This window comes from Pseudomonas sp. MWU13-2105, from assembly GCF_023242315.1.
Taxonomy (GTDB): Bacteria; Pseudomonadota; Gammaproteobacteria; order Pseudomonadales; family Pseudomonadaceae; genus Aquipseudomonas.
The window spans coordinates 35,676-60,527 of record NZ_JALLIY010000027.1 but is presented as its reverse complement, the minus strand read 5'-3'; the positions used below and the strand labels follow the sequence as shown (position 1 = coordinate 60,527).

16 protein-coding genes and 1 pseudogene are annotated in these 24,852 nt (G+C 62.8%); 11 read left to right on the top strand and 6 right to left on the bottom strand.

Annotated features, from left to right (window positions below; translation table 11 throughout):
* The first annotated feature begins 320 nt into the window (after positions 1-320).
* Positions 321-1,019: an orotidine-5'-phosphate decarboxylase gene (gene pyrF / locus M5B96_RS30105; protein WP_248800581.1), complete on the top strand. Its 699-nt coding sequence runs from the start codon at positions 321-323 to the stop codon at positions 1,017-1,019.
* 71 nt (positions 1,020-1,090) lie between these two features.
* Here the strand turns inward: pyrF and M5B96_RS30100 are convergent, their stop codons facing one another.
* Complete coding sequence (locus M5B96_RS30100) at positions 1,091-2,095, bottom strand: NADP-dependent oxidoreductase (protein ID WP_248800580.1); 1,005 nt, start codon at positions 2,093-2,095, stop codon at positions 1,091-1,093.
* 235 nt (positions 2,096-2,330) lie between these two features.
* Between M5B96_RS30100 and M5B96_RS30095 the strand changes: the two genes are divergently transcribed.
* From M5B96_RS30095 to M5B96_RS32910, 4 genes and pseudogenes are all read left to right on the top strand, one after another.
* Positions 2,331-3,092, top strand: a complete 762-nt coding sequence (locus M5B96_RS30095) for an SDR family oxidoreductase (protein WP_248800579.1) — start codon at positions 2,331-2,333, stop codon at positions 3,090-3,092.
* A gap of 250 nt (positions 3,093-3,342) precedes the next feature.
* Complete coding sequence (locus M5B96_RS30090; RefSeq protein ID WP_248800578.1) at positions 3,343-4,767, top strand: PLP-dependent aminotransferase family protein; 1,425 nt, start codon at positions 3,343-3,345, stop codon at positions 4,765-4,767.
* A gap of 116 nt (positions 4,768-4,883) precedes the next feature.
* Positions 4,884-5,936 (top strand): annotated as a pseudogene (locus tag M5B96_RS32915) (methyl-accepting chemotaxis protein); the annotation flags it as partial.
* 36 nt (positions 5,937-5,972) lie between these two features.
* Complete coding sequence (locus tag M5B96_RS32910) at positions 5,973-6,854, top strand: methyl-accepting chemotaxis protein (protein WP_412548667.1); 882 nt, start codon at positions 5,973-5,975, stop codon at positions 6,852-6,854.
* A 169-nt stretch (positions 6,855-7,023) separates the two neighbouring features.
* Here M5B96_RS32910 and M5B96_RS30080 read toward each other — a convergent pair whose 3' ends face one another.
* Complete coding sequence (locus M5B96_RS30080) at positions 7,024-8,214, bottom strand: benzoate/H(+) symporter BenE family transporter (protein WP_248800575.1); 1,191 nt, start codon at positions 8,212-8,214, stop codon at positions 7,024-7,026.
* 225 nt (positions 8,215-8,439) lie between these two features.
* Here M5B96_RS30080 and M5B96_RS30075 point away from each other — a divergent pair, with 225 nt between their 5' ends.
* Positions 8,440-9,204 carry a GntR family transcriptional regulator gene (locus M5B96_RS30075; protein ID WP_100939121.1) on the top strand — a complete coding sequence of 255 codons (765 nt, stop codon included), beginning with the start codon at positions 8,440-8,442 and terminating at the stop codon, positions 9,202-9,204.
* Between the two features lie 120 nt (positions 9,205-9,324).
* Here M5B96_RS30075 and guaD read toward each other — a convergent pair whose 3' ends face one another.
* The 4 genes from guaD to xdhA form a co-directional block, all read right to left on the bottom strand.
* Positions 9,325-10,629, bottom strand: a complete 1,305-nt coding sequence (guaD, locus tag M5B96_RS30070) for a guanine deaminase (RefSeq protein WP_248800574.1) — start codon at positions 10,627-10,629, stop codon at positions 9,325-9,327.
* Between the two features lie 8 nt (positions 10,630-10,637).
* Complete coding sequence (gene xdhC / locus M5B96_RS30065) at positions 10,638-11,480, bottom strand: xanthine dehydrogenase accessory protein XdhC (protein ID WP_248800573.1); 843 nt, start codon at positions 11,478-11,480, stop codon at positions 10,638-10,640.
* Positions 11,481-11,541: 61 nt separating this feature from the next.
* Positions 11,542-13,941: a xanthine dehydrogenase molybdopterin binding subunit gene (gene xdhB / locus M5B96_RS30060; RefSeq protein ID WP_248800572.1), complete on the bottom strand. Its 2,400-nt coding sequence runs from the start codon at positions 13,939-13,941 to the stop codon at positions 11,542-11,544.
* Positions 13,934-15,388: a xanthine dehydrogenase small subunit gene (xdhA, locus tag M5B96_RS30055; protein ID WP_248800571.1), complete on the bottom strand. Its 1,455-nt coding sequence runs from the start codon at positions 15,386-15,388 to the stop codon at positions 13,934-13,936. Before xdhA ends, xdhB begins: the two co-directional genes overlap by 8 nt.
* A 256-nt stretch (positions 15,389-15,644) precedes the next feature.
* On the opposite strand from xdhA, the gene M5B96_RS30050 reads away from it, so the two are divergent.
* From M5B96_RS30050 to M5B96_RS30030, 5 genes are all read left to right on the top strand, one after another.
* Positions 15,645-16,304: a GntR family transcriptional regulator gene (locus tag M5B96_RS30050; RefSeq protein WP_248800570.1), complete on the top strand. Its 660-nt coding sequence runs from the start codon at positions 15,645-15,647 to the stop codon at positions 16,302-16,304.
* A 2-nt stretch (positions 16,305-16,306) separates the two neighbouring features.
* Positions 16,307-19,795, top strand: coding sequence for a chromosome segregation protein SMC (gene smc, locus M5B96_RS30045; RefSeq protein WP_248800569.1), 3,489 nt, complete (start codon positions 16,307-16,309; stop codon positions 19,793-19,795).
* A 262-nt stretch (positions 19,796-20,057) separates the two neighbouring features.
* Positions 20,058-20,909, top strand: coding sequence for a cell division protein ZipA (gene zipA, locus M5B96_RS30040; RefSeq protein ID WP_248800568.1), 852 nt, complete (start codon positions 20,058-20,060; stop codon positions 20,907-20,909).
* Positions 20,910-21,000: 91 nt separating this feature from the next.
* Positions 21,001-23,358, top strand: coding sequence for an NAD-dependent DNA ligase LigA (gene ligA / locus M5B96_RS30035; protein ID WP_248800566.1), 2,358 nt, complete (start codon positions 21,001-21,003; stop codon positions 23,356-23,358).
* Between the two features lie 304 nt (positions 23,359-23,662).
* Positions 23,663-24,829, top strand: coding sequence for a putative zinc-binding metallopeptidase (locus tag M5B96_RS30030; protein WP_248800564.1), 1,167 nt, complete (start codon positions 23,663-23,665; stop codon positions 24,827-24,829).
* Positions 24,830-24,852: the final 23 nt, after the last annotated feature.

The window sequence follows — 24,852 nt, the reverse complement described above, 5'->3', positions numbered from 1 at the left end:
ACCCACGGCAATGCCCCAGAGGTGCAGGGTGCCGAGGCTGGGTTTGAGTTGTGTGTTCATACGTTTCTCCCTGAACGGTTGGATACTGCTCGGCACAGGGGATTGCAGTGGACGTGCCAGTCGCCAGGGGCGCGTCGTTATCTGCGAAAACCTGTCGTATCGAGGACGTTTCACCGATGTTCGCCTGGGTTTCGACTTACTTTGGTGCGAGCTCGGGCATTTATGGCGCATCGGGGCTAGATTTACCGATCACCGGGTCCCGGTCCGCCCCGGGTTCCGCTACAATGCGCGCCGATTTCGACTTGCCAGAGAGCCCGCCCATGTCCGCCTGCCAGACGCCTATCATCGTCGCCCTGGATTTCCCCTCCCGTGACGCCGCCCTGAAGCTGGCCGATCAACTGGACCCGAAGCTGTGCCGGGTCAAGGTCGGCAAGGAGTTGTTCACCAGCTGCGCGGCGGAAATTGTCGGCACCTTGCGTGACAAGGGCTTCGAGGTGTTCCTCGACCTGAAATTCCACGATATTCCCAACACCACTGCCATGGCGGTCAAGGCGGCGGCGGAGATGGGCGTGTGGATGGTCAATGTGCATTGCTCCGGCGGCCTGCGCATGATGGCGGCGTGCCGCGAGGTGCTGGATAAGCGCAGCGGCCCGCAGCCGTTGTTGATCGGCGTGACCGTGCTGACCAGCATGGAGCGCGAGGACCTGGCCGGTATCGGCCTGGATGTCGATCCACAGGTGCAGGTATTGCGTCTGGCAGCCTTGGCGGAAAAAGCCGGGATGGATGGCCTGGTGTGCTCGGCCCTGGAGGCCACCGCGCTGAAGACCGCTCATCCGGGGTTGCAGCTGGTAACCCCGGGGATTCGTCCGGCGGGCAGTGCCCAGGATGATCAGCGCCGTATCCTGACCCCGCGCCAGGCCCTGGATGCCGGTTCCGATTACCTGGTGATCGGTCGCCCGATCAGCCAGGCGGCCGATCCGGCCCAGGCGTTGGCGGCGGTGGTGGCCGAACTGGCCTGATAAGGGCTTGTCGCGAGTCATCGGCGCATGCCCGGTGACTCGCGATCCGCGCTAGCAGGAAACGCCTCGATTCAAACCTTCAACACCAGCTTGCCGAAATTCTCCCCGCTGAACAGCTTCATCAGCGTCTCCGGAAAGGTCTCCAGGCCTTCGACGATATCTTCCTTGCTCTTGAGCTGGCCCTTGGCGATCCAGCCGGCCATTTCCTGTCCGGCGGCGGCGAAGCGGCTGGCGTAGTCCATCACCACGAAACCCTCCATGCGCGCACGATTGACCAGCAACGCCAGGTAATTGGCCGGGCCTTTCACCGCTTCCTTGTTGTTGTACTGGCTGATGGCACCGCAGATCACCACGCGCGCCTTGAAGTTCAGGCGGGTCAGCACCGCGTCGAGAATATCGCCGCCGACGTTGTCGAAATACACGTCCACGCCTTTCGGACATTCACGTTTCAGGCCGGCGCCGACGTCTTCGCTCTTGTAGTCGATGGCCCCGTCGAAGCCCAGTTCGTCGATCAGGAACCGGCACTTTTCGGCGCCGCCGGCAATCCCGACCACCCGGCAACCCTTGAGCTTGGCAATCTGTCCGGCGATGCTGCCGACCGCGCCGGCCGCACCGGAGATCACCACGGTTTCGCCGTCTTTCGGCGCACCGACGTCCAGCAGGGCAAAGTAGGCGGTCATGCCGGTCATGCCCAGCGCGGACAGGTAGCGCGGCAGTGGCGCCAGCTTCGGATCGACCTTGTAGAAACCCTTCGGCTCGCCGAGGAAGTAATCCTGTACCCCCAGCGCGCCGTTGACATAGTCGCCGACGGCAAAGCCCGGATGGTTGGAGGCCACGACTTTTCCGACGCCCAAGGCGCGCATTACCTCGCCGATGCCCACTGGCGGGATGTAGGACTTGCCCTCGTTCATCCAGCCGCGCATGGCCGGATCGAGGGACAGGTATTCGTTCTTGACCAGGATCTGGCCCGTTCCCGGCTCGCCCACCGGCACTTGCTGGTAGGTGAAGGTCTCGCGGGTCGCGGGGCCGACCGGGCGCTTGGCCAGCAGGAATTGGCGATTGTTCTGGGTGGTCATGGCAGGCACTCGAAGATCAATGAAGTCTTGTTGATAGACCCTCATCGCGCAGACGGCAAGTTTTGCCGGTGAGGCGAATAGGCTGCGATCCACTTCAATGATAAAGGGCGGCATGTGCTTATCACTGCGATGCATAAGCCATTAACCGGGCACCTGATAGTGCTGCCGCGACAGCCGCCACGCTGGCTAGACTGAGAACCCAGCAGCCCTTTCGAATTGCATTGAGGACACAACCATGAGCATGACGTTTTCCGGCCAGGTAGCCCTGGTGACCGGCGCGGCGGCCGGCATTGGCCGCGCGACCGCCCAGGCGTTTGCCGCCGAAGGCCTGAAGGTGGTCGTTGCCGACCTCGATGTCGCCGGTGGTGAAGGCACGGTCGAACTGATCCGTGCCGCCGGTGGCGATGCCGTGTTCGTGCGTTGCAACGTCACTCAGGAAGCCGATGTACAGAACCTCATGGCACAAGCGGTGAATGCCTACGGACGGGTTGACTACGCCTTCAACAACGCCGGTATCGAGATCGAGAAAGGCAAGCTGGCCGACGGCACCCTGGACGAGTTCGACGCGATCATGGGGGTCAATGTCAAAGGCGTCTGGTTGTGCATGAAGCACCAGTTACCGCTGATGTTGGCCCAGGGCGGTGGCGCCATCGTCAACACCGCTTCGGTGGCCGGCCTGGGCGCCGCACCGAAGATGAGCATCTACGCGGCGTCCAAGCATGCGGTCATCGGCCTGACCAAATCGGCGGCCATCGAGTACGCAAAGAAGAAAATCCGCGTCAATGCCGTTTGCCCGGCGGTGATCGACACCGACATGTTCCGTCGCGCCTATGAGGCCGATCCGAAGAAGGCCGAATTTGCCGCGGCCATGCATCCGGTCGGGCGCATCGGCAAGGTCGAGGAGATCGCCAGCGCGGTGCTTTATCTGTGCAGCGACGGCGCCGCTTTCACCACCGGTCATGCCCTGGCCGTGGACGGCGGAGCCACCGCGATTTGAGCTGTCGCTCGCTTCCCCCGGCTTCGTAGCCGTTTTGCAAGGAACCCGCCTAATGGCGGGTTTTTTTATGTCCGCCGGTGTTGGAAATACGGTCGGTGCATTCGCCTCGCTGTGTCAGTCGGTGTCTTCGGGGCCCGGCGGGCGGGCGTTCCACGGCATAGTCGAGAGGCTTTTTGTGCAAGCAAGGCCCCCGAGCTTTTGTGTTTAACTGTTTAACGAGAAATAACAATGGGTTGGAGCGTCAAACACAATGGATTTGGAAATTGATCGGCAGGCACTGGTCCCCGTCGTGCAGCAAATCGTCAACGCCGTGATCGAATGGATTCGCAGTCATCGCGCGGGCCCCGGGACTCGCCTGCCGTCCGTTCGACAGTTGGCCAAGGACAACTCCCTCAGCCAGGCGAATGTCCTGGAAGCCTGCCAGCGGTTGGTGGCACAAGGCGTGCTGACGCCGCGCAACGGCTCGGCCTTTATTGTCTCGGAAGCCCATGGCGACAGCCGCGACAGCGGTGAGCCACAGTGGTACGAAGGGTTGGAGGCGGAGTGGGGGGCGTTCAGTGAACATCCCCTGGGCGAGTTGAAGTTGGGCTGCGGCTGGGTGCCTGAAAGCTGGCGCGAGAGCGACGACATCGCCTATGCCATTCGCCAGGTCAGTCGTACGCAGATGCATGGGATGTTCAGCTACAGTACGCCGCTGGGGCTGCTGGCATTGCGTCAGCAGATCCAGAAACGCCTGACGCAAAAGGGCATCCCTTGTGCGCCCGAGCAGATACTGACGACCCATGGCGTCACCCAGGCCCTTGACCTGCTGGTACGCCACCTGCTCAAGCCGGGTGACTGTGTCGTGGTGGAAACCCCGGGCTACGCCAACCTCTACAAGCTGCTGGCACTGCAGGGGGTCAAGCTGCTGGAGGTGGAGCGGACCCATTGCGGACCGGACGTGGAGCAGTTGCGCAAGCTGTTGCAGCAGTACCGTCCGCGCTGCCTGTTTATCAACAGTCTCTACCACAACCCGACGGGCACCAGCCTGAGCCTGGCGGTGGCCACGCAGTTGTTGCAGTTGGCCCAGGCCCATGACTTCCTGATCGTCGAAGACGCTATCTACAGCGATCTGCAAAGCGGGCCGGGGGTACAGTTGGCGGCGCTGGACAGCGCGCAGCGGGTGATCTACGTCGGGGGGTTTTCGAAGACCCTGAGCAGTTCGTTGCGGGTCGGCTTTGTCCGTGCCCGGGGCGAACTCATCCAGCGCCTGGCACAAGTGAAGATGATCACCAGCCTTGGCGCCTCGCGTTTTGCCGAATGCGTGGTCGCCATGTTGCTGGCCAATGGCGCCTACCGCAAGCTGCTGCAGCGCCTGCGCCAGCGCCTGAACGTGGAGCGGGTCACCACCCTGGACACCCTGGAGAGGGCGGGCTGGGAGGTGTTCGCCGAGCCTGCCGGCGGCATGTTCATCTGGGCCCGCAGCCCGGGCTATCCTTTGGTGCAAGTCCTGGCCCGGGCGCGCAAGCTGGGGGTGCTGCTGGCACCGGGCGAGGCCTTCATGCCGCAAGGTATGAGCAGTGACTGGCTGAGGATAAATGTGGCCTATGCTTCGGATCTGCGCGCACAGAAGTTCTTCCGTCTGCTGGGTGGCGCCGAATCGACCTCGACCATCCTGAAAGCGACGCGGATGTAGCTTTTGGCCATTATTCCGGCGCCAAAGGCTTGTGCTTTACCCGTCCCGATTGCGAATCTGCATGAATCTTGAATGGGCGTGTGCACCTTCAGCATTCTAATCGGGGATTAAGCGCCATGATTTCTGCCGTGCAAGGACGTTTCGCCAATCTCGGTATGGCCAAGAAATTGGGTATCGGGTTTGCCCTGGTATTGCTACTGACCGGTCTGGTGGCGGCGATCGGTGTCTGGTCCTTGCAAACCATCAGTTTGCGCTTCGATGGGCTCAAGCAGATGTCTTCGCTCAACAGCCAATTGCTCCGGGTGCGTTTGCTCGAGCAGGAATATGCGCTGCATTCGGACCCCAAGACCGTTGATGCCCTGCACCAGGGCGTCGACGGCCTGTTGGCGCAGGCGCAGGTCCTCAAGGCGCAATCGGCGGCCAATGTGCCGGTCATGACCGATGTCGAGCAGGCCCTGGGGGCCTACCGCAAGGCGTTCGATGAATTTGTCGAGTTGACCCAGACCAAGGACCTGGCGTTGGAAATGGCCAGCTGGTCGGTTTCCAGCGTGGCCAACAACCTTGACGTGCTCCAGGCCGGGTTGTCCGACGACGGCACCTATGCCCTCAAGGACTCCCAGGGCAAGGACGGCAAGGAGTTTGTCGAGCAGGCCGGCCAGGTCAGTCATGTCTCGCAGTTGATGTTGCAGGCGATGAACGAGGCCCGGGTGCGCCTCGACCAGAGCCGCAAGGGCGATGAAGAGAACCAGAACAAAGGCAAGATCGAGCAGGCCGACCAGGCTCTGGCCCAGGTGGAACAACTCAAGACCGCGGTCAAGGACCCGGGCTATCAGACGGTACTCACCGAGGTCAGCGGTCATATCGCCAGCTTCGGTGAAAAACTCGCCGAATACACCGGCCTGCTGGAACAGGAGAAAAAGGTTTACCTGCAGTTGCATGAGCGCGCGGCTCAGGTGGTGCAGCGGGTCAACCAGGCTTATGCCGCCGAGGACCAGTCGATGCAGGCCGAGCTGAAAAAGAACTCGCTGTTGATCATCGGCTCGTCGGCCCTGGCCCTGTTGGTCGGCATGGTGGCGGCACTGGTGATTACCCGCCTGATTGTCGCGCCGTTGCGCAGTGTGATTCTGGTCGCCCAGCAGATTGCCGCCGGAGACCTGACCGGTAATCGTGTGGAGGTCCGGCGCCGTGACGAAATCGGCCAGCTGATGCTCGCCATGCAGCAGATGGGCGTGGGCTTGAGCAGCATTGTCAGCGGGTTGCAGGCGGGGATCGAGCAACTGGCGAGCTCGGCGCATTCGTTGTCGGCGGTCACTGAGCAGACCAACCTGGAAGTCAGCAGCCAGAAGGAAGAAACCGAGCAGGTTGCTACCGCAATGAACCAGATGACGGCGACCGTGCACGATGTCGCGCGCAATGCCGAAGAGGCCGCCCAGGCGGCGCAGACCGCCGACGACAAGGTCGACAGCGGCCAGCAGGTGGTGCGCCAGAGCATGCAGCGGATCGAGCAACTGGCGGATTCGGCCAGTTCGGCGAGCCTGAGCATCGAAAGCCTCAGCGCGGAAATCCAGAATATCGGCACGGTGCTCAGCGTTATCAAGAGCGTGGCCGAGCAGACCAACCTGCTGGCCCTCAACGCGGCCATCGAGGCGGCCCGGGCCGGCGAGCAGGGTCGGGGCTTTGCCGTGGTCGCCGATGAAGTGCGGGCCCTGGCCAAGCGTACCCAGCAGTCCACCGAAGAGATCGAGCGCCTGGTCAGTGCCTTGCGTACGGCGGCGCAGACCTCGGTGCATCAAATCCAGAGCAGTGGCGAGTTGGTCAAGCTGGCGGTCAGTGATGCCTTGCAGACCGAGAGCGCGCTGGGCAGCATCGCCGCGGCGGTGTCGCTGATCCAGCAGATGAACCAGCAGATTGCCGCGGCGGCCGAGGAACAGAGTTCGGTGGCCGAAGAGATCAACCGCAGCGTCACCAGCATCCGCGCCAGTGCCGATCAGTCGGCGCTGGCGATGCAGGGCAACGCGGCATCAAGCATCGAGCTGGCGCAACTGGGGATGGAATTGAAGGGCATGGTCGGGCATTTCCGGATCTGATCCCGACCATTGTGCCAAGCCTGGGGCGGCGATCCTCTGGGAGCGGTGCTTGCCCGCGAAGAACGATAAGGCGGTCTTCCTGACGAACCGCGGTGCTCCTTTCGCGGGCAAGCACCGCTCCCACAGGTTGTATGTTGTGCTCAGGCCTTTTCCAACGGTTGTATGTTGCTCAGGCCTTGCGCCAATTGAGGATCAGCAACGTCAGTACGCCCGCGACGATCCCCCAGAAGGCCGAGCCCACCGAAAACAGCGTGAACCCCGACGCTGTCACCATAAAGGTGATCAGCGCCGCTTCCCGCTCCTTGGGCTCGTTCATGGCCAGGTTCAAGCCGTTCATGATTGAACCGAACAACGCCAGTGCCGCGATCGACAGCACCAGCTCCTTGGGCAGCGCGGCAAACAGTGCCGCCAGCGTGGCGCCGAAGGTCCCGGCAATCCCGTAGAAAATCCCGCACCACACCGCAGCCGTGTAGCGCTTGCTCTTGTCTTCATGGGCATGGGGCCCGGTGCAGATAGCCGCGCTGATGGCCGCCAGGTTGATCCCGTGGGAGCCGAAGGGCGCCAGCAGCAGCGAGGCGATCCCGGTCACGCTGATCAACGGCGACGCCGGCACGTTGTAACCGTCGGCGCGCAGCACGGCGATACCGGGCATGTTCTGCGAGGTCATGGCCACCACGAACAGCGGAATACCGATGCTGATGGTCGCGGCCAGGGAGAACGACGGCATGGTCCACACCGGCGTCGCTACCTCCAGGTGGAAGCCACTGAAATCCAGCAGCCCCAGCAGCCCCGAGAGGGCGCTGCCGACCAGCAGGGCGGCGAGCACGGCATAGCGCGGTGACAAGCGCTTGACGATCAGGTAGCTGAAGAACATCCCCAGCACCAGCCCGGTGCGATGTTGCGCGGCGACGAAGATCTCGCTGCCGATCTTGAACAGGATGCCCGCCAGCAGCGCCGCCGCCAGTGAAGAGGGCAGGCGCTTGACCAGCTTCTCGAAACTGCCGGTCAGGCCGCAAATCGTCACCAGCAGCGCGCAGGTGATGTAGGCACCGATCGCCTCGCCGTAGGTCACCCCGGACAGGCTGGTGATCAACAGGGCCGCGCCGGGGGTCGACCAGGCGATGGTGATTGGCGTGCGGTAACGCAGGGACAGGCCGATGCTGCAAAGCGCCATGCCGATCGACAGGGCCCAGATCCACGAGGATATCTGGCCGCTGCTCAGCCCCGCGGCTTGCCCGGCCTGGAACATCAGCACCAGGGAGCTGGTATAGCCGGTCATCATCGCGATAAAGCCGGCGACCACGGCGGAAGGCGAAGTGTCGGCCAAGGGGCGCAGGCGCGCCCGGGTGATCTCGGTCATGGAACGGCATTCCTTGTACAGGGAAACGGGCGATGGCAGTCCGGTAGACTAAACGCAAAGGTGAGCGTCGATTGCAATACAGCCGCTGCGGCAAATAGCCGTACAGTCGTGTCGGCACTCGGCTTTGTGTACAATGTGCCATGCTTTTATGCGCTACTTGTCAGTGACCCGCTGTGCCGTTCGCCAGTCGGGGTCCATTCGCCGCCGTCTCCGATCCGAGTGACCATGAACGAACAGTTGCAACCCCTCAAGAAACAACCGCGTGCCGGCAAGGCCGGACGCACCGGGACCCAGGACGATATCGTCTATGCGCATATCTTCGAGGCCATTCTCGAACAGCGACTGGCACCCGGGACCAAGTTGAGCGAAGAGGCGCTGGGGGAGATTTTCGGGGTCAGTCGCACCATTATTCGGCGCGCCTTGTCGCGCCTGGCCCACGAAGGCGTGGTGCTGTTGCGGCCGAATCGTGGCGCGGTGGTGGCGAGTCCCAGTGTCGAGGAAGCCCGCCAGGTGTTCCTGGCCCGGCGCATGGTGGAGAAGGCGATTACCGAGCTGGCGGTCTTGCACGCCACGGCCGAGGAACTGGCCCTGTTGCGGCAGATGGTCAACGACGAGCGCGACAGCTTTTCCCGTGGCGATCGTGGGGCCGGGATCCGCCTTTCCGGCGAGTTCCACCTCAAGCTTGCGGAAGCGGCGAAGAATGCCCCGCTGATCAGCTTCCAGCGCAGCCTGGTGTCGCAGACGTCGTTGATCATCGCCCAATACGAAAGCGGTAATCGCTCGCACTGTTCCTACGATGAACACACCCAGTTGATCGACGCCATCGAGGCCCGGGATGCGGTGCTGGCGGTGGATCTGATGATGCACCACATGGATCATATCGACAGCAAGCTCAACCTCGATGAAGAGAGTGCCTCGGATGACCTGCATGCGGTGTTCTCGCACCTGTTGTTGGCGAAGAAGCCGGGGCGGTCCGGGGCAAAACTCTGATCGCAAGCTGTTCTTCGAGCCAAGGATGATCTTGAGTCGAGCCAGGCGTTGTGGCGAGCGGGCAAGCTCGCTCGCCACAGTAGTAGTGTCACCCTACAGCAGTGTGTAGTGCCGCAGCCCTTATCGCTGATGCACCAGATTCCCCGCCGCATAGGTCTGCTTCACCGTCCGGTCATCCCCCAGGGTCATCAGCACGAACAAAGTCTCGGCAATATTCCGGGCCTGTTTCAGGCGATAACTGAGCAGTGGCGTGGCATGGTAGTCCAGCACCAGGAAGTCGGCGTCGCTGCCCGGTTGCAGGCTGCCGATCCGTTCTTCCAGGCGCAACGCCCGGGCGCCGCCGAGGGTCGCCAGGTACAGCGATTTGAACGGACTCAAGCGCGCCCCCTGCAACTGCATCACCTTGTAGGCCTCGTTCAGCGTCTGCAGGATCGAGAAACTGGTCCCGCCGCCGACGTCCGTGCCGACGCCGACATTCAACTTGTGCTTCTCCGCCATCGGCAGGTTGAACAAACCGCTGCCGAGGAAGAAGTTCGACGTCGGGCAGAACGCCACCGCCGAGCCCGTCTGCGCCAGGCGCGCGCACTCGTCGTCACACAGGTGCACGCCGTGGGCGAACACCGAGCGCTCGCCGAGCAGTTGGTAGTGGTCATAGACATCCAGGTAGCCCTTGCGCTCGGGGAACAGCTCCTTGACCCATTGCACTTCCTGCAGGTTCTCACTGATGTGGGTCTGCATGTAGAGGTCCGGGTATTCCCCCAGCAGTTGGCCGGCCAGGGTCAATTGTTCCGGCGTCGAGGTCGGCGCAAAACGTGGCGTTACCGCATAGTGCAGGCGGCCCTTGCCATGCCAGCGTTCGATCAGCGCCTTGCTCTCCAGATAGCCGGACTCGGCGGTGTCGGTCAGGTAGTCCGGCGCGTTGCGGTCCATCATCACCTTGCCGGCGATCATTCGCAGGTCGAGCTTCTCGGCGGCCTCGAAGAACGCATCCACCGATTGCGGGTGCACGCTGCCGAAGACCAGGGCTGTGGTGGTGCCGTTGCGCAGCAGCTCCTTGATGAAAATATCCGCGACTTCCTCGGCATGCGCCCGGTTGGCGAACTGGCTTTCGCAGGGGAAGGTGTAAGTGTTCAGCCAGTCCAGCAGTTGCTCGCCATAGGCCCCGACCATCCCGGTTTGCGGCAGGTGGATATGGGTGTCGATAAACCCCGGGGTGATCAGGGCGTCGACATGATGGATGACTTCAACGTCGGCGGGCAGGCTCGGCAGCAGGTCGCTGGCGGCGCCGAGGGCGCTGATGCGACCGTTTTCGACCAGCAGCAGGCCGTCTGGGAAATATTCATAGGAGGCCTCGATGCCGACCTCGGCTGGATCGGCGAGGCTGTGCAGGAGGGCTGCGCGGTAGGCTTTGCGGGTCGAAGGCATGGTCTTTCTCAGTTTGTGACCTGGCTGCGGCGCGAAGCCGGCAGCAGTTTGGCAATAGGTTCGGCGCTGGCGCTGTGCTGGCCGAAATTCGCGTTATAGGTGGCGATGATCTCGCCGGCGATGGAGATGGCGATTTCCACCGGCAACTTGCCTTTGACTTCGGCCAGGCCCAGCGGGCAGCGCATGCGTTGCAGCAGGCTGGCATCGAAGCCGCGCTCTCGCAGGCGGTGTTCGAACTTGACCCGTTTGGTCTTCGAGCCGATCAGGCCGAAGTAGGCGAAGTCGTTGCGCTTGAGGATCGCGGCGCTGAGCTCCAGGTCGAGCGGGTGATTGTGGGTCATGACGATGCAGTAGCTGCCGGCGGGCAGGTTATCGATTTCATCCACCGGCTCTTCACTGACGATCTTGCGCACGCCGCTGGGCAGTTGCGCCGGAAATTCCTGCTCGCGGGAGTCGATCCAGCGCACCCGGCAGGGCAGGCTGGCGAGCAGGGGCACCAGGGCACGGCCGACATGGCCGGCACCGAATACCGCGATTTCCGCCTGGACCTGGCCCATGGGCTCGAACAGCAGCACCGTGGCGCCGCCGCAGCATTGGCCGAGGCTGGCGCCCAGGCTGAAGCGCTCCAGATGAGTGCTCTGCTGGCCGCGGGCGAGCATGTCCCGGGCGATCTGCATCGCCTTGTATTCCAGGTGGCCACCGCCGATAGTATCGAAGGTGCTGGCGGCACTGACGACCATTTTCGAGCCGGCATTGCGCGGCGTCGAGCCGAGCTCTTCGATGATGGTCACCAGTACGCAGGGTTCGCCCTGGCTTTGCAGGTCGGCGAGGGCACTGATCCAGTAGTTCATAGACACCTCTCTGTTGTCTGTCCCGGCCCCTTCGCGGCGGTGCGGCGACCCGACAAGCTTTTCATGGTGAGATCAACTCGATTTCGCTGCTCAAGGCCTGCTCCGCCTTGACCCGGCGCATCTGCTCACAGCCCCACAACACCCGCTCCGGCGTCGCCGGGGCATCGATTTTCGGTTGGACCCGATAATCCGCCAGGCTCGCCACCGCATCCTTGAGCGCGCACCACACGGCAATCCCCAGCATGAATGGCGGCTCGCCGACAGCCTTGGAATGGAACACCGTGTCTTCCGGGTTCTTGCGGTTCTCCACCAGCTTGACCCGCAGGTCCAGCGGCATGTCGGCCACCGCCGGGATCTTGTAGCTGGCCGGGCCGTTGGTCAGCAACTTGCCCTTGGCGTTCCACACCAGCTCTTCCATGGTCAGCCAGCCCATGCCCTGGACAAAGCCGCCTTCGACCTGGCCGATATCGATGGCCGGGTTCAGCGAGGCGCCGACGTCATGCAGGATGTCAGTGCGCAGCATCTTGTACTCGCCGGTCAGGGTATCGACGATCACCTCGGCACAGGCCGCGCCATAGGCGAAGTAATAGAACGGCCGGCCGCGGGCCTGGCTGCGGTCATAGTAGATCTTCGGGGTCTTGTAGAAGCCGGTGCTCGACAGCGAGACCTGAGCGAAGTACGCCTGCTGGATCAGGGTCTCGAAGGTCAGGATCTGATCGCGCACGCGTATATGGCCGTTGCGGAATTCCACGTCCGCCTCGCTGACTTTATAGTGCCGCGCGGCAAACTCCACCAACCGCTGCTTGATGGTTTCGGCGGCGTTCTGCGCCGCCTTGCCGTTCAGGTCGGCGCCGCTGGAGGCTGCCGTGGGCGAGGTATTGGGCACCTTGTCGGTGTTGGTGGCGGTGATCTGCACCCGGTCGATTTCCACCTGGAACACTTCGGCCACCACCTGCGCGACCTTGGTGTTCAAACCCTGGCCCATTTCCGTGCCGCCGTGGTTCAGGTGGATGCTGCCGTCGGTGTAGACGTGCACCAGCGCCCCGGCCTGGTTGAGGAAACTGGCGGTGAACGAGATACCGAACTTCACCGGGGTCAATGCCAGGCCCTTTTTCAGCACCGGGCTATGGGCGTTGTAGCGGCGAATGGTTTCCCGACGCTCGGCGTACTGGCTGCTGGCTTCCAGTTCGGCGGTCATCTCCTCGAGCATATTGTGCTCGACGGTCTGGTAGTAATGGGTAACGTTGCGCTCGGTCTTGCCGTAATAGTTGGCCTTGCGCACCGCCAGCGGATCAAGGCCCAGGTGCCGGGCGATGCTATCCATCACCTCCTCGATGGCGACCATGCCCTGCGGGCCGCCGAAGCCGCGATAGGCGGTGTTGGAGGCGGTGTTGGTCTTGCAGCGGTGGCCGTTGACGGTAACGTCGCCCAGGTAATAGGCGTTGTCGGCATGGAACATCGCCCGGTCGACAATCGACGCCGACAGGTCCGGCGAACAGCCGCAGTTGCCCGCCAGTTCCAGGTTGATCCCATGCAGGCGCCCGCTGCTGTCGAAACCGACGTCGTACTCGATATAGAAGGGGTGGCGCTTGCCGGTCATCAGCATGTCTTCGACCCGGGGCAGGCGCATCTTGGTCGGTTGTCCGGTCAGGTGCGCGACTACCGCACACAGGCAGGCGGGGCTGGCAGCCTGGGTTTCCTTGCCGCCGAAACCGCCGCCCATGCGCCGCATATCGACCACGATCTTGTTCATCGACACATCCAGCACCTCGGCCACCAGCTTCTGCACTTCGGTGGGGTTCTGGGTCGAGCAGTAGACGATCATGCCACCGTCTTCGGTGGGCATCACCGAGGATATCTGGGTTTCCAGGTAGAAGTGCTCCTGCCCGCCGATATGCAGGTTGCCCTGGATACGCTGTTCGGCAGTGGCCAGGGCCGCGGCTGAATCACCGCGCTTGTGGGTGTGGCTGTCGAGCACGAAATGGCGCTTGCGCAGGGCCTCGACCACATCCAGCACCGGTTCCAGGTCTTCGTATTCGATCAGTGCGGCCATGGCCGCCTGGCGTGCGGTGTCCAGGTCGCGGGCGGCTACCGCGAGCACCGGCTGGCCGACGAACTCGACGATGTCGATGGCCAGCAACGGGTCGCCCGGCAGCAGCGGGCCGATGTCCTTGAGACCGGGAATGTCCTCATGGGTAATGACGATGCGCACACCCTCGAAGGCGTAGCACGGTGCGGTGTCGATGCTGAGGATGCGCGCATGGGCACGGTCGGACATCCGCGCATAGACGTGCAACTGGTTGGGGAACTCCAGGCGGTCGTCGATATACACTGCTTCGCCGGCCACATGCTTGTCGGCGCTATCGTGCTTGACGCTGCGACCGACCCCGGTGCTCAGGTCGCGGGCGAACAGTTCGGCCATCTCGGCCTGGGTTTTTTCCACGGCGTGAGGATTAGACATAAGCGGTCACCCGAGTCTCGATATGCGGTGTCTGCAGCTCGATGAAGTACTTGCGCAACAGGTTGCGCGCACTGAGCAGGCGATATTCCTTGCTGGCGCGGAAGTCCGACAGCGGGGTGAAATCCTCGGCCAGCGCCGCGCAGGCACGTTCCAGGTTGTCCTGGTTCCAGGGCTGGCCGACCAGGGCGCGTTCGCAGGCGCGGGCCCGTTTGGGAATCGCCGCCATACCGCCGAAAGCGATCCGCGCCTCGGCCACAATGCCGTTTTCCAGGCGCAGGTTGAAGGCCGCGCAGACCGCCGAAATATCGTCGTCCAGGCGCTTGGAAACCTTGTAGGCGCGGAACTGCCAGGCGGCATTGGCCCGGGGCACGACGATGCTTTCGATGAACTCGCTGTCCTGCCGCGCGGTGACCCGGTAGTCGATGAAATAGTCTTCCAGCGCCAGGGTCCGAGTGCTGTCGCCCTTGCGCAGGCGCAGTTGCGCATCCAGCGCGATCAGCAGCGGTGGCGAATCGCCAATCGGCGAAGCGTTGCCGATATTGCCGCCGAGGGAGCCCTGGTTGCGGATCTGCAGCGAGGCGAAGCGTTGCAGCAGTTCGCCGAAGTCCGGGTACTCGGCCTTGAGGGCCGCGTAGCAATCGGAGAGCGGGGTGGCGGCGCCGATTTCCAGGTGATCGTCGAAGGTCTCGATGCGCTTGAGCTCGGCCACGTTGCCGACATAGATCATCACCGGCAAGGTGCGATGGAGCTGGGTGACTTCCAGCGCCAGGTCGGTGCCACCGGCCAGCAGGCGGGCTTGCGGATAGGAATCGTAGAGCGCGGCCAGGTCGGCGACCGTCAACGGCACCAGGCAGCGCTTGTCGCCGCTGTTGAGCTCGACGGTTTCGCTCGGCGCGATGGCCTTGAGGCGGGCGATGGTTTCGGCTTCGCGGGCATCGAACTGATCAGCCGGCTTGTTGCAACAGGCGCGCTCGGCGGCGGCCAGGATCGGCCGGTAGCCGGTGCAGCGGCAGAGGTTACCGGCCAGGGCTTCATGGGCCTTGTGGCTGTCCGGTGCGTCGCTGTTCTTTTGCAGGGCGAACAGCGACATCACGAAGCCCGGCGTGCAGAAACCGCATTGCGAACCATGGCAGTCGACCATCGCTTGCTGCACGCTGTGCAGCTTGCCTTGGTGCTTGAGGTCTTCGACGCTGATCAGTTGCTTGCCATGCAACGATGCAACAAAGGTCAGGCAGGAATTGAGGCTGCGATAGCGGATATGATCATGCCCCGCCGCGTCGTGCTGCAACTCGCCGACCACCACGGTGCAGGCGCCGCAGTCGCCGCTGGCGCAGCCTTCCTTGGTACCGGATTTGCCCAGATGCTCGCGCAAATACTCGAGCACCGTCAGATTCGGGTCCAGGGCGTGCTCGCGACGGAGTTCCTGGTTGAGTAAAAACTGGATCACGGAAGGCCTCGCAGACTCATTATTGTTGTTGACCGATGAGCAGAATCTAGTGATATCTGACTTTTTGGTCAACAAATATCTGACCTAAGGGTCAGGAAAATCTCGCGATTGAAAGCATGCAGCGCTTTCTCCCAGTCTAGCTGCTGAAATAATTGCGGGATTCGTGCCAAATTCCGCCCTTGGAGCCCTGCGCCACCAGGTATCAAGTGCGCTACACTGCGCCGCTTGCACCGATCGAAGATTTTGAAGGAAAACCATGACGTTCAAGGCGCCGGACAGCCTCGCCGAGCAAATTGCTCACCACCTCGCCGAGCGCATCATTCGCGGCGATCTCAAGCCCGGGGAGCGCATCCAGGAACAAAAGGTCACGCTGGCACTCAATGTCAGCCGTGGCTCCGTACGCGAAGCGCTGCTGATTCTCGAGCGCCGCCATCTGATCGCCATCCTGCCCAGGCGCGGCGCCCATGTCACCGAGCTCACCGCGCACAAGGTGCAGAGCCTGTGCACCCTGATGAGCGAGCTGTACATCCTGTTGGGCAATGCCGTGGCCCAGCGCTGGAAGGAGCAGGCCGATCTCGCGCCGTTCCTGCAATTGCAACAGCGCCTGAGCGCCAGCTTCGAGCATGGGGATATCCGCACTTTCGTCGAAGACAGCTTCAACGTGATGCGTGCGGCCTTTCCGTTCGCCGACAACCCATACCTGCAGGAAACCGTCGAGAACCTGCAGCCGGCCATGAGCCGCGCCTATTACCTGGCGCTGGAACGGCGCAAGGCGGAAATGAGCGAATACCTGAACCTGTTCGCGCAGCTGCTGGCTGCCGTCGTGGCCCGCGACCTGCCGCTGATCCGCACGGTCCTGGCCAACTACGCCCAGCGTAGTTGTGACATCGTCCTGTCAGCCCTGGCGGTCGACTAAGCGTGCGGCTCAAGTGCATCAAGTTGGCGGGGTTCAAATCCTTCGTCGACCCGACCACGGTGAACTTCCCCAGTAACATGGCGGCGGTAGTCGGTCCCAATGGTTGCGGCAAGTCGAACATCATCGACGCCGTCCGCTGGGTGATGGGCGAGAGCTCGGCGAAAAACCTGCGCGGCGAGTCGATGACCGATGTCATCTTCAACGGCTCCACCAGCCGCAAGCCGGTGAGCCAGGCGAGCATCGAACTGGTGTTCGACAACTCCGACGGCACCCTGGTCGGCGAATACGCCGCCTACGCGGAAATCTCCATCCGCCGCAAGGTCACCCGCGACAGCCAGAACAGCTACTTCCTCAACGGCACCAAATGCCGGCGCCGGGACATTACCGATATCTTCCTCGGTACCGGCCTGGGCCCGCGCAGCTATTCGATCATCGAGCAGGGGATGATCTCCAAGCTGATCGAAGCCAAGCCCGAGGACCTGCGCAATTTCATCGAGGAAGCGGCGGGCATCTCCAAGTACAAGGAGCGCCGGCGCGAGACCGAGAACCGCATTCGCCGCACCCATGAAAACCTCGCGCGCCTGACCGACCTGCGCGAAGAGCTGGAGCGCCAGCTCGAACGCCTGCACCGTCAGGCCCAGGCCGCCGAGAAGTATCAGGAATACAAGGGCGAGGAGCGTCAGCTCAAGGCCCAGCTGTCGGCCCTGCGCTGGCAGGCACTGAACGAACAGGTCGGCCAGCGCGAAGCGATTATCGGCAACCAGGAAATCAGCTTCGAAGCCCTGGTGGCCGAGCAGCGCAATGCCGATGCCAGCATTGAGCGCCTGCGCGACGGCCACCATGAGCTGTCCGAACGCTTCAATCTGGTGCAGGGGCGCTTCTATTCGGTCGGCGGCGATATCGCCCGGGTCGAACAGAGCATCCAGCACGGCCAGCAGCGTCTGCGCCAGTTGCAGGACGACCTGCGTGAAGCGGAGCGCGCGCGTCTGGAAACCGAATCGCACCTGGGCCACGACCGCACCTTGCTCGCGACCCTCGGCGAAGAGTTGGCCACGCTCGAACCCGAGCAGGAACTGACCAGCGCCGCCGCCGAAGAGGCCGCCGCCGCGCTGGAAGAGTCGGAAACCACCATGCACGGCTGGCAGGAGCAATGGGACAACTTCAACCTGAGCTCGGCCGAGCCGCGGCGCCAGGCCGAAGTCCAGCAGTCGCGTATCCAGCAACTGGAAACCAGCATGGAGCGCCTGGCCGAGCGTCAGCGGCGTCTGGCCGAAGAGCGCGCCTTGCTCTCGGCGGACCCGGAAGACGCGGCGATCCTCGAACTCAGCGAGCAGTTGGCTGAAAGCGAGCAGACCCTGGAAGACTTGCAGGCCAGCGAGGAAGGCCAGGTCGAGCGCCTGGAACAACTGCGCCAGGATCTGCAGCAGGCCATGCACGACCAGCAACAGGCCCAGGGCGACTTGCAGCGCCTCAACGGTCGCCTGGCCTCCCTGGAAGCCTTGCAGCAGGCCGCGCTCGATCCGGGCGCCGGGACGGCCGAATGGCTGCGTGAACAGCAGTTGGCACAGCGCCCGCGCCTGGCCGAAGGCTTGAAGGTCGAGGCGGGTTGGGAGCTGGCGGTGGAAACCGTGCTCGGCGCCGACCTGCAGGCGGTGCTGGTGGATGATTTCGCCGGCCTCGACCTCGGCGCTTTCCAGCAAGGCGACCTGCGCCTGCTCAGTCCTTCGGCGGACGGCGTGCGGGTGCCGGGCAGCCTGTTGGAGAAGGTCGAGGCGGATATCGATCTGTCGCCCTGGCTGGGTCAGGTCAAGCCGGTTGAAAGTCTTGAACAGGCTTTGTCCCTGCGCGGCCAGTTGGCGGTCGGGGCAAGCCTGATCAGCCGCGACGGCTTCTGGGTCGGCCGGCATTTCCTGCGGGTGCGTCGGGCCAGCGAGGCCGAGAGCGGCGTGCTCGCCCGCGGCCAGGAAATCCAGCGCCTGGGCCTGGAACGTGAAGAGCGCGAGGAAACCCTGGCCAGCCTCGAAACCCGCTTGCAAACCCTGCGCGCCACCCAGCGCCAGCAGGAAACCGGCCGCGAACACCTGCGCCGCCTGTTGCAGGACGAAGCCCGCCAGCAGGGCGAGCTCAAGGCCAAGTTGTCCGCCGGCAAGGCCAAGGTCGAGCAACTGCAATTGCGTCGCAGCCGTCTCGACGAGGAGCTGGGGGAGCTGGCCGAGCAGCGCGCACAAGAACACGAAGAAGTCGGCGAGGCGCGCCTGCAACTGCAGGAGGCCCTCGACACCATGGCCGTCGACACCGAGCAGCGCGAGTTGCTGCTGGCCCAGCGCGACAGCCTGCGCGAACGCCTCGACCGGGTTCGCCAGGAAGCCCGCCAGCACAAGGACCATGCCCATCAACTGGCGGTGCGCCTCGGTTCCCTCAAGGCCCAGCACGACTCCACGCGCCAGGCCCTGGAGCGCCTGGAGTTGCAATCCGAGCGCCTCAGTGAAAAGCGCGAGCAACTGAGCCTGAACCTGGAGGAGGGCGAGGCGCCGCTGGAAGAGCTGCGCCTCAAGCTCGAAGAATTGCTCGACAAGCGCCTGAGCGTCGACGTCGAACTGAAGGCCGCGCAGATCGCCCTGGAAGACGCCGACCGCGAACTGCGCGATGCCGAAAAGCGCCGCAGCCAGGCCGAGCAGCAGTCACAACTGATTCGCGGCCAGCTCGAACAGCAACGCATGGAATGGCAAGCCCTCAACGTGCGACGCAAGACCTTGCAGGACCAGTTGCTGGAAGACGGCTACGACCTGCATGGCGTGCTCGCCACCCTGACAGCCGAGGCCAGCGAGAAGGAAGCCGAGGAAGAGCTCGAGCGCATCGCCGCGCGCATCCAGCGGCTGGGCGCGATCAACCTCGCGGCCATCGACGAATACCAGCAGCAGTCCGAGCGTAAACGTTACCTGGATGCGCAGAACGCCGACCTGGTGGAAGCCCTCGATACCCTGGAAAACGTCATTCGCAAGATCGACAAGGAAACCCGCAACCGCTTCAAGGACACCTTCGACCAGATCAATGCCGGGATCCAGGCTTTGTTTCCAAAAGTGTTCGGTGGTGGCAGCGCTTACCTGGAACTCACCGGCGAGGATCTGCTCGATACCGGGGTCACCATCATGGCGCGGCCCCCGGGCAAGAAGAACAGCACCATCCATTTGCTCTCCGGTGGCGAAAAGGCCCTCACCGCCCTGGCGCTGGTGTTTGCCATTTTCAAACTGAATCCGGCACCGTTTTGCATGCTCGACGAAGTTGACGCGCCGCTGGATGACGCTAACGTTGGACGGTATGCCAGACTTGTCAAAGAGATGTCACAAACGGTGCAGTTCATCTATATCACCCACAACAAGATCGCCATGGAAATGGCCGATCAACTGATGGGGGTGACCATGCACGAGCCGGGTTGCTCGCGCCTGGTGGCGGTGGATGTGGAGGAGGCCATGGCCCTGGTGGATGCCTGAAACGCACGTCGCTGAGGCAAAGATTTTCAAGGCGTAAGGGGATTTCCTTGGGCGTTGTGGGAACTAGCACTGATCCTTGGGGACTTATAAATGCAAGCCTGTACGACAGACGGTGTAAAGTTTCCTTGTGTCGTGTTAATTTAATGTCAAGTTTTCTTGTGCGTGGGAAAAAAGGCCTGTCAGAACATAGAGTTGGCGCCACGCTTTAAAGGGTTTTCAGCCCTTTCTTCATAGAACCATTTATTTAGAGGCACGGGATTACATGGAAATCGGTCTGCGCGAGTGGCTGATCGTCATCGGCATCATAGTCATTGCCGGTATTCTTTTCGATGGCTGGCGTCGGATGCGCGGTGGCAAGGGCAAGCTCAAGTTCCGTTTGGACCGGAGCCTGTCCAACCTGCCCGATGAAGACACCAGTGCTGAATTGCTGGGCCCGGCGCGTGTGCTGGACACCCACAAGGAACCTGAGTTGGACGAGCATGACCTGCCGTCCGTCAGCATGCCGGCGCGTGAGTCCCGCGAGAAACCGTCCAAGCGCGGCAAACGTGGCGGCGAGCCGAGCCAGGGCGATTTGAACCTGAACCTGGATCTGGATGAAGGTCCGCGCTTCAGCAGCCGTGACGATGACTTCCCAGAGGAAGGCAACAAGCCGGCGGCGCGTCAGGAAAAGGAACAGCCGGCGGCGGAAGAAGTGTTGGTGATCAGCGTGATCAGTCGCGATGTCAACGGTTTCAAAGGTCCGGCGCTGTTGCAGAACATTCTGGAAAGCGGTTTGCGTTTCGGCGAGATGGATATCTTCCATCGTCACGAAAGCATGGCCGGCAACGGCGAAGTGCTGTTTTCCATGGCCAACGCGGTGAAACCGGGTGTGTTCGATCTCGATGATATCGACCACTTCACCACCCCGGCGGTGAGCTTCTTCCTCGGCCTGCCAGGCCCGCGTCATCCGAAGCAGGCGTTCGACGTGATGGTGGCCGCTGCGCGCAAATTGTCACAAGAGCTCAATGGCGAACTGAAGGATGACCAGCGTAGTGTGCTGACCGCCCAGACCATCGAGCACTACCGTCAGCGCATCGTCGAGTTCGAACGTCGCGCCTTGACCCAGAAGCGTTAACCGCCGCGAAGAGGCCAGATGGCTCACCGCAACAACCCGCACTAACATATTGAGCAGCCTCGGCTGCTCTTTTGCTTTATGAGAGAACTCCATGACCGCCGCCCACACCCGGATTCTAGAACTGCGCGCTGAACTGGATCAGCACAACTACCGTTACTATGCCCTCGACGAGCCGAGTATTCCCGACGCCGAATACGATCGCCTGTTCCGCGAACTCCAGGCCCTGGAGGCCGCGCACCCGGAATGGGTCAGCGCCGATTCGCCGACCCAGCGCGTCGGCAGTGCCGCGCTGTCGGCCTTTACCCAGGTCCGGCATGAAATCCCCATGCTCAGCCTGGGCAACGCTTTCGAAGAAACCGACATGCGCGAGTTCGATCGCCGGGTCAGCGAAGGCCTGGATCTGCCAGCCGGTGACCTGTTCGGCGGCGGTGCCGAAATCGAATACAGCTGCGAGCCGAAGCTCGATGGCCTGGCGGTCAGCCTGTTGTACCAGGACGGCGCACTGGTGCGTGGCGCCACCCGTGGCGACGGCACTACCGGCGAAGACATCAGCGTCAACGTGCGCACCGTACGCAACATCCCCCTCAAGCTCCACGGCAGCGGCTGGCCGGTGACCCTGGAAGTGCGCGGCGAAGTATTCATGTCCAAGGCTGGTTTCGAGCGGCTGAACGCTGCCCAACTGGAAGCCGGCGGCAAGACCTTCGCCAACCCGCGCAACGCCGCGGCCGGCAGCCTGCGCCAGCTGGACTCGAAGATCACCGCCAGTCGACCGCTGGAGTTCTGCTGCTACGGGCTGGGCCAGGTGTCCGCCGAGATTGCCGATACCCATATCGGCAACCTGAAGCAACTCAGGGAATGGGGCATGCCGGTCAGTCGCGAACTCAAGCTGGCGAAAGGCATCGGTGAATGCCTGGATTATTACCGCGATATCGGCGAGCGGCGTAACGCGCTGCCCTACGAAATCGATGGTGTGGTGTTCAAGGTCAACAGCCTGGCATCCCAGCGTGAACTGGGCTTCCGCGCCCGCGAACCGCGTTGGGCGATTGCCCACAAATTCCCGGCCATGGAAGAGCTCACCGAACTGCTCGACGTGGAGTTCCAGGTCGGGCGTACCGGTGCCGTCACCCCCGTGGCCCGACTCAAGCCGGTCAAGGTCGCGGGCGTGACCGTGTCCAACGCCACCTTGCACAACATGGACGAAGTGGCGCGCCTGGGGCTGATGATCGGCGACACCGTGATCGTTCGCCGGGCTGGTGACGTGATTCCGCAAGTGGTGCAGGTGGTCACCGAACGGCGTCCGGAAAATGCCCGCGCCGTGCAGATCCCGGAAAGCTGCCCGGTGTGCGGCTCCCATGTCGAGCGCACGCAACTGGTCAAGCGCAGCAAGGGTCGCGAGACGATCAGCGAGGGCGCGGTGTATCGCTGCGTCGGCCGTCTGGCCTGTGGCGCACAGCTCAAGCAGGCGATCATCCACTTCGTCTCCCGGCGGGCCATGGACATCGATGGTCTGGGCGACAAGACCATCGAGCAGTTGGTGGACGAAAAGCTGATCGCTTCGCCGGCGGACCTCTACATCCTGAAGTACGAACAGCTCGTCGATTTGGAAGGCTTTGCCGAACTGTCGACACGCAACCTGCTGGAGGCGATTGCCGCCAGCAAGAAGCCGAGCCTGGCGCGGTTTATCTATGCCCTGGGCATTCCCGATGTGGGCGAGGAAACGGCCAAGGTCCTGGCGCGCTCCCTCGGCTCGCTGGAGCGGGTCATGCAGGCCTTGCCGTCGGTGCTGACCTATCTACCGGATGTCGGCATGGAAGTGGCCTACGAGATCCGCAGCTTTTTCGAAGATGAACACAACCGCACGGTCATAGCGCAACTGCTGGAGCGCGGTCTGGAGTTGCAGGACCAGGGCGAACTGGGTGCCGAGTTTGCCGCCAGCACCACCTTGGGTGGGCTGATCGCCAAGCTGGATATCAGCTCGGTGGGGCCGACGGCAGCGGAAAAGCTGGCGACCAGGTTCGGCTCGGTCGAAGGCGTTATCGCGGCGGACTGGCTGGATCTGCGTCAGACGCTGAGTGAAAAACCGGCCAATGCCGTGCGTGAATTCTTCGCTCAGCCAGGGAATGCCCGGCGTGCCTTGGCGATTGAAGCGCAGTTGCGTGATTTTGGCATGCATTGGCATAGCGAGAAGAAGGCGGTGGAAGGCTTGCCGCTGGCGGGGCAGACCTGGGTGCTGACCGGTTCGCTGGAACTGATGAGCCGCGATGTGGCCAAGGACAAGCTGGAAAGCCTGGGGGCCAAGGTGGCGGGCTCGGTCTCGGCCAAGACCCACTGCGTGGTGGCGGGTCCGGGCGCGGGTTCGAAATTGACGAAGGCCAACGAGCTGGGGCTCAAGGTGCTGGATGAAGAGGCGTTCGTGGAGTTCCTGAAAGGACATGGCGTCGAGGTCTGAACCGCTACGCCAGCGCCGAACACGCCACGATTCCATGTGAGCCGGCTTGCTGGCGATGGCGTTCTTGAGATCGCCAAAAGCTTCGCGGGCAAGCACCGCTCCCACAAGTTCTCCGTCATTCGCAGCAATTGCGTCGGTCTCAAAACTTACATGTGGGAGCGGAGCTTGCCCGCGAAGAGGCCCTTGAGGCCACCAAGTCTTCTGCGGCGAGCCACATTCCGACCGCCCATGGTTCTTCCCTACATCAGGGAACCCACCACCGTGCCCAATGATCTAGTCTAGGCAGGCCCCTGGAGAGATCGCCATGTACCGGTTCTTCGAACAACTCAGTTCCCGCATCGCCGCGCCCTTCGTCAGCGAGCCCTCGCGCAGCAGCAAGGTCTGGCATTGCCGCTGCGGACAATCGGTATTCTTCCGCAACAGCCAATGCCTGGCCTGTTCCGCGGCCTTGGGCTACGAGCCCCAGGGCAGTGCACTGTCGTCCCTCCAACCCGGCCCCTACCCAGAGAGCTGGCAACTGGACACCGACCCTGACGCGGGCCTGTTCCGCCGCTGCGCCAACCTCGACACCGCGGCCGCCTGCAACTGGTTGATTCCCTACGCCCACGGCAGCAGCCTGTGCACCGCGTGCGCCCTCAACCGGACCATCCCCGACCTGTCCGTCGCGGAAAACCCCGAGCGTTGGCGCAAGGTCGAAACCGCCAAGCGCCGCCTGGTCGCCCAGTTGATCACCCTGGGCCTGCAAGTCATCCCGAAAACCTGGAACGAAGAAAGCGGTCTGGCCTTCGATTTTGTCGGTGTCGACCTGGAAGGCAAGGTGCCCATGACTGGCCACGCCAAGGGCCTGATCACTCTCGACATCAAGGAAGCCGACGACGAGCACCGGGAAAGAGTCCGCGTGCAGATGCGCGAGCCATACCGCACCTTGCTCGGCCATTTCCGCCATGAAGTGGGGCATTACTACTGGGACCGGCTGATTGCCAACAGCCACTGGCTGGAACCGTTTCGCGGCCTGTTCGGTGATGAACGCGCCAGCTATGCCGATGCCCTGGAACGCCATTACCAGAAGGGTGCGTCGCAGGACTGGCCGCAACACTTCGTCAGTGCCTACGCCACCATGCACCCTTGGGAAGACTGGGCCGAGACCTGGGCGCATTACCTGCACATGATGGATGCGGTGGACACGGCGCTGGGCTTTGGCATGAGTGCCAAAGAGTCGGACTTCGACTATCCATCGTTTCCCCTGAGCGCGCTCTACGACCCGCAACATCCGGAGGGGCCGGCGTTCCTGTCGTTCGTCAACGCCTGGATCGAATTGGCGGGCATGCTCAACGAACTATCCCGCAGCATGGGCCAGCCGGACTTCTACCCCTTTGTGCTACCGCCAGCGACTATCGCCAAGCTGCACTTCATTCACCTGGTGATCCAGGAGGAGGGTGGTCGGGCGGATGAGGTGTTGCAGGTCACATAGCCGGCTGGACTTGGCGCTCTCCC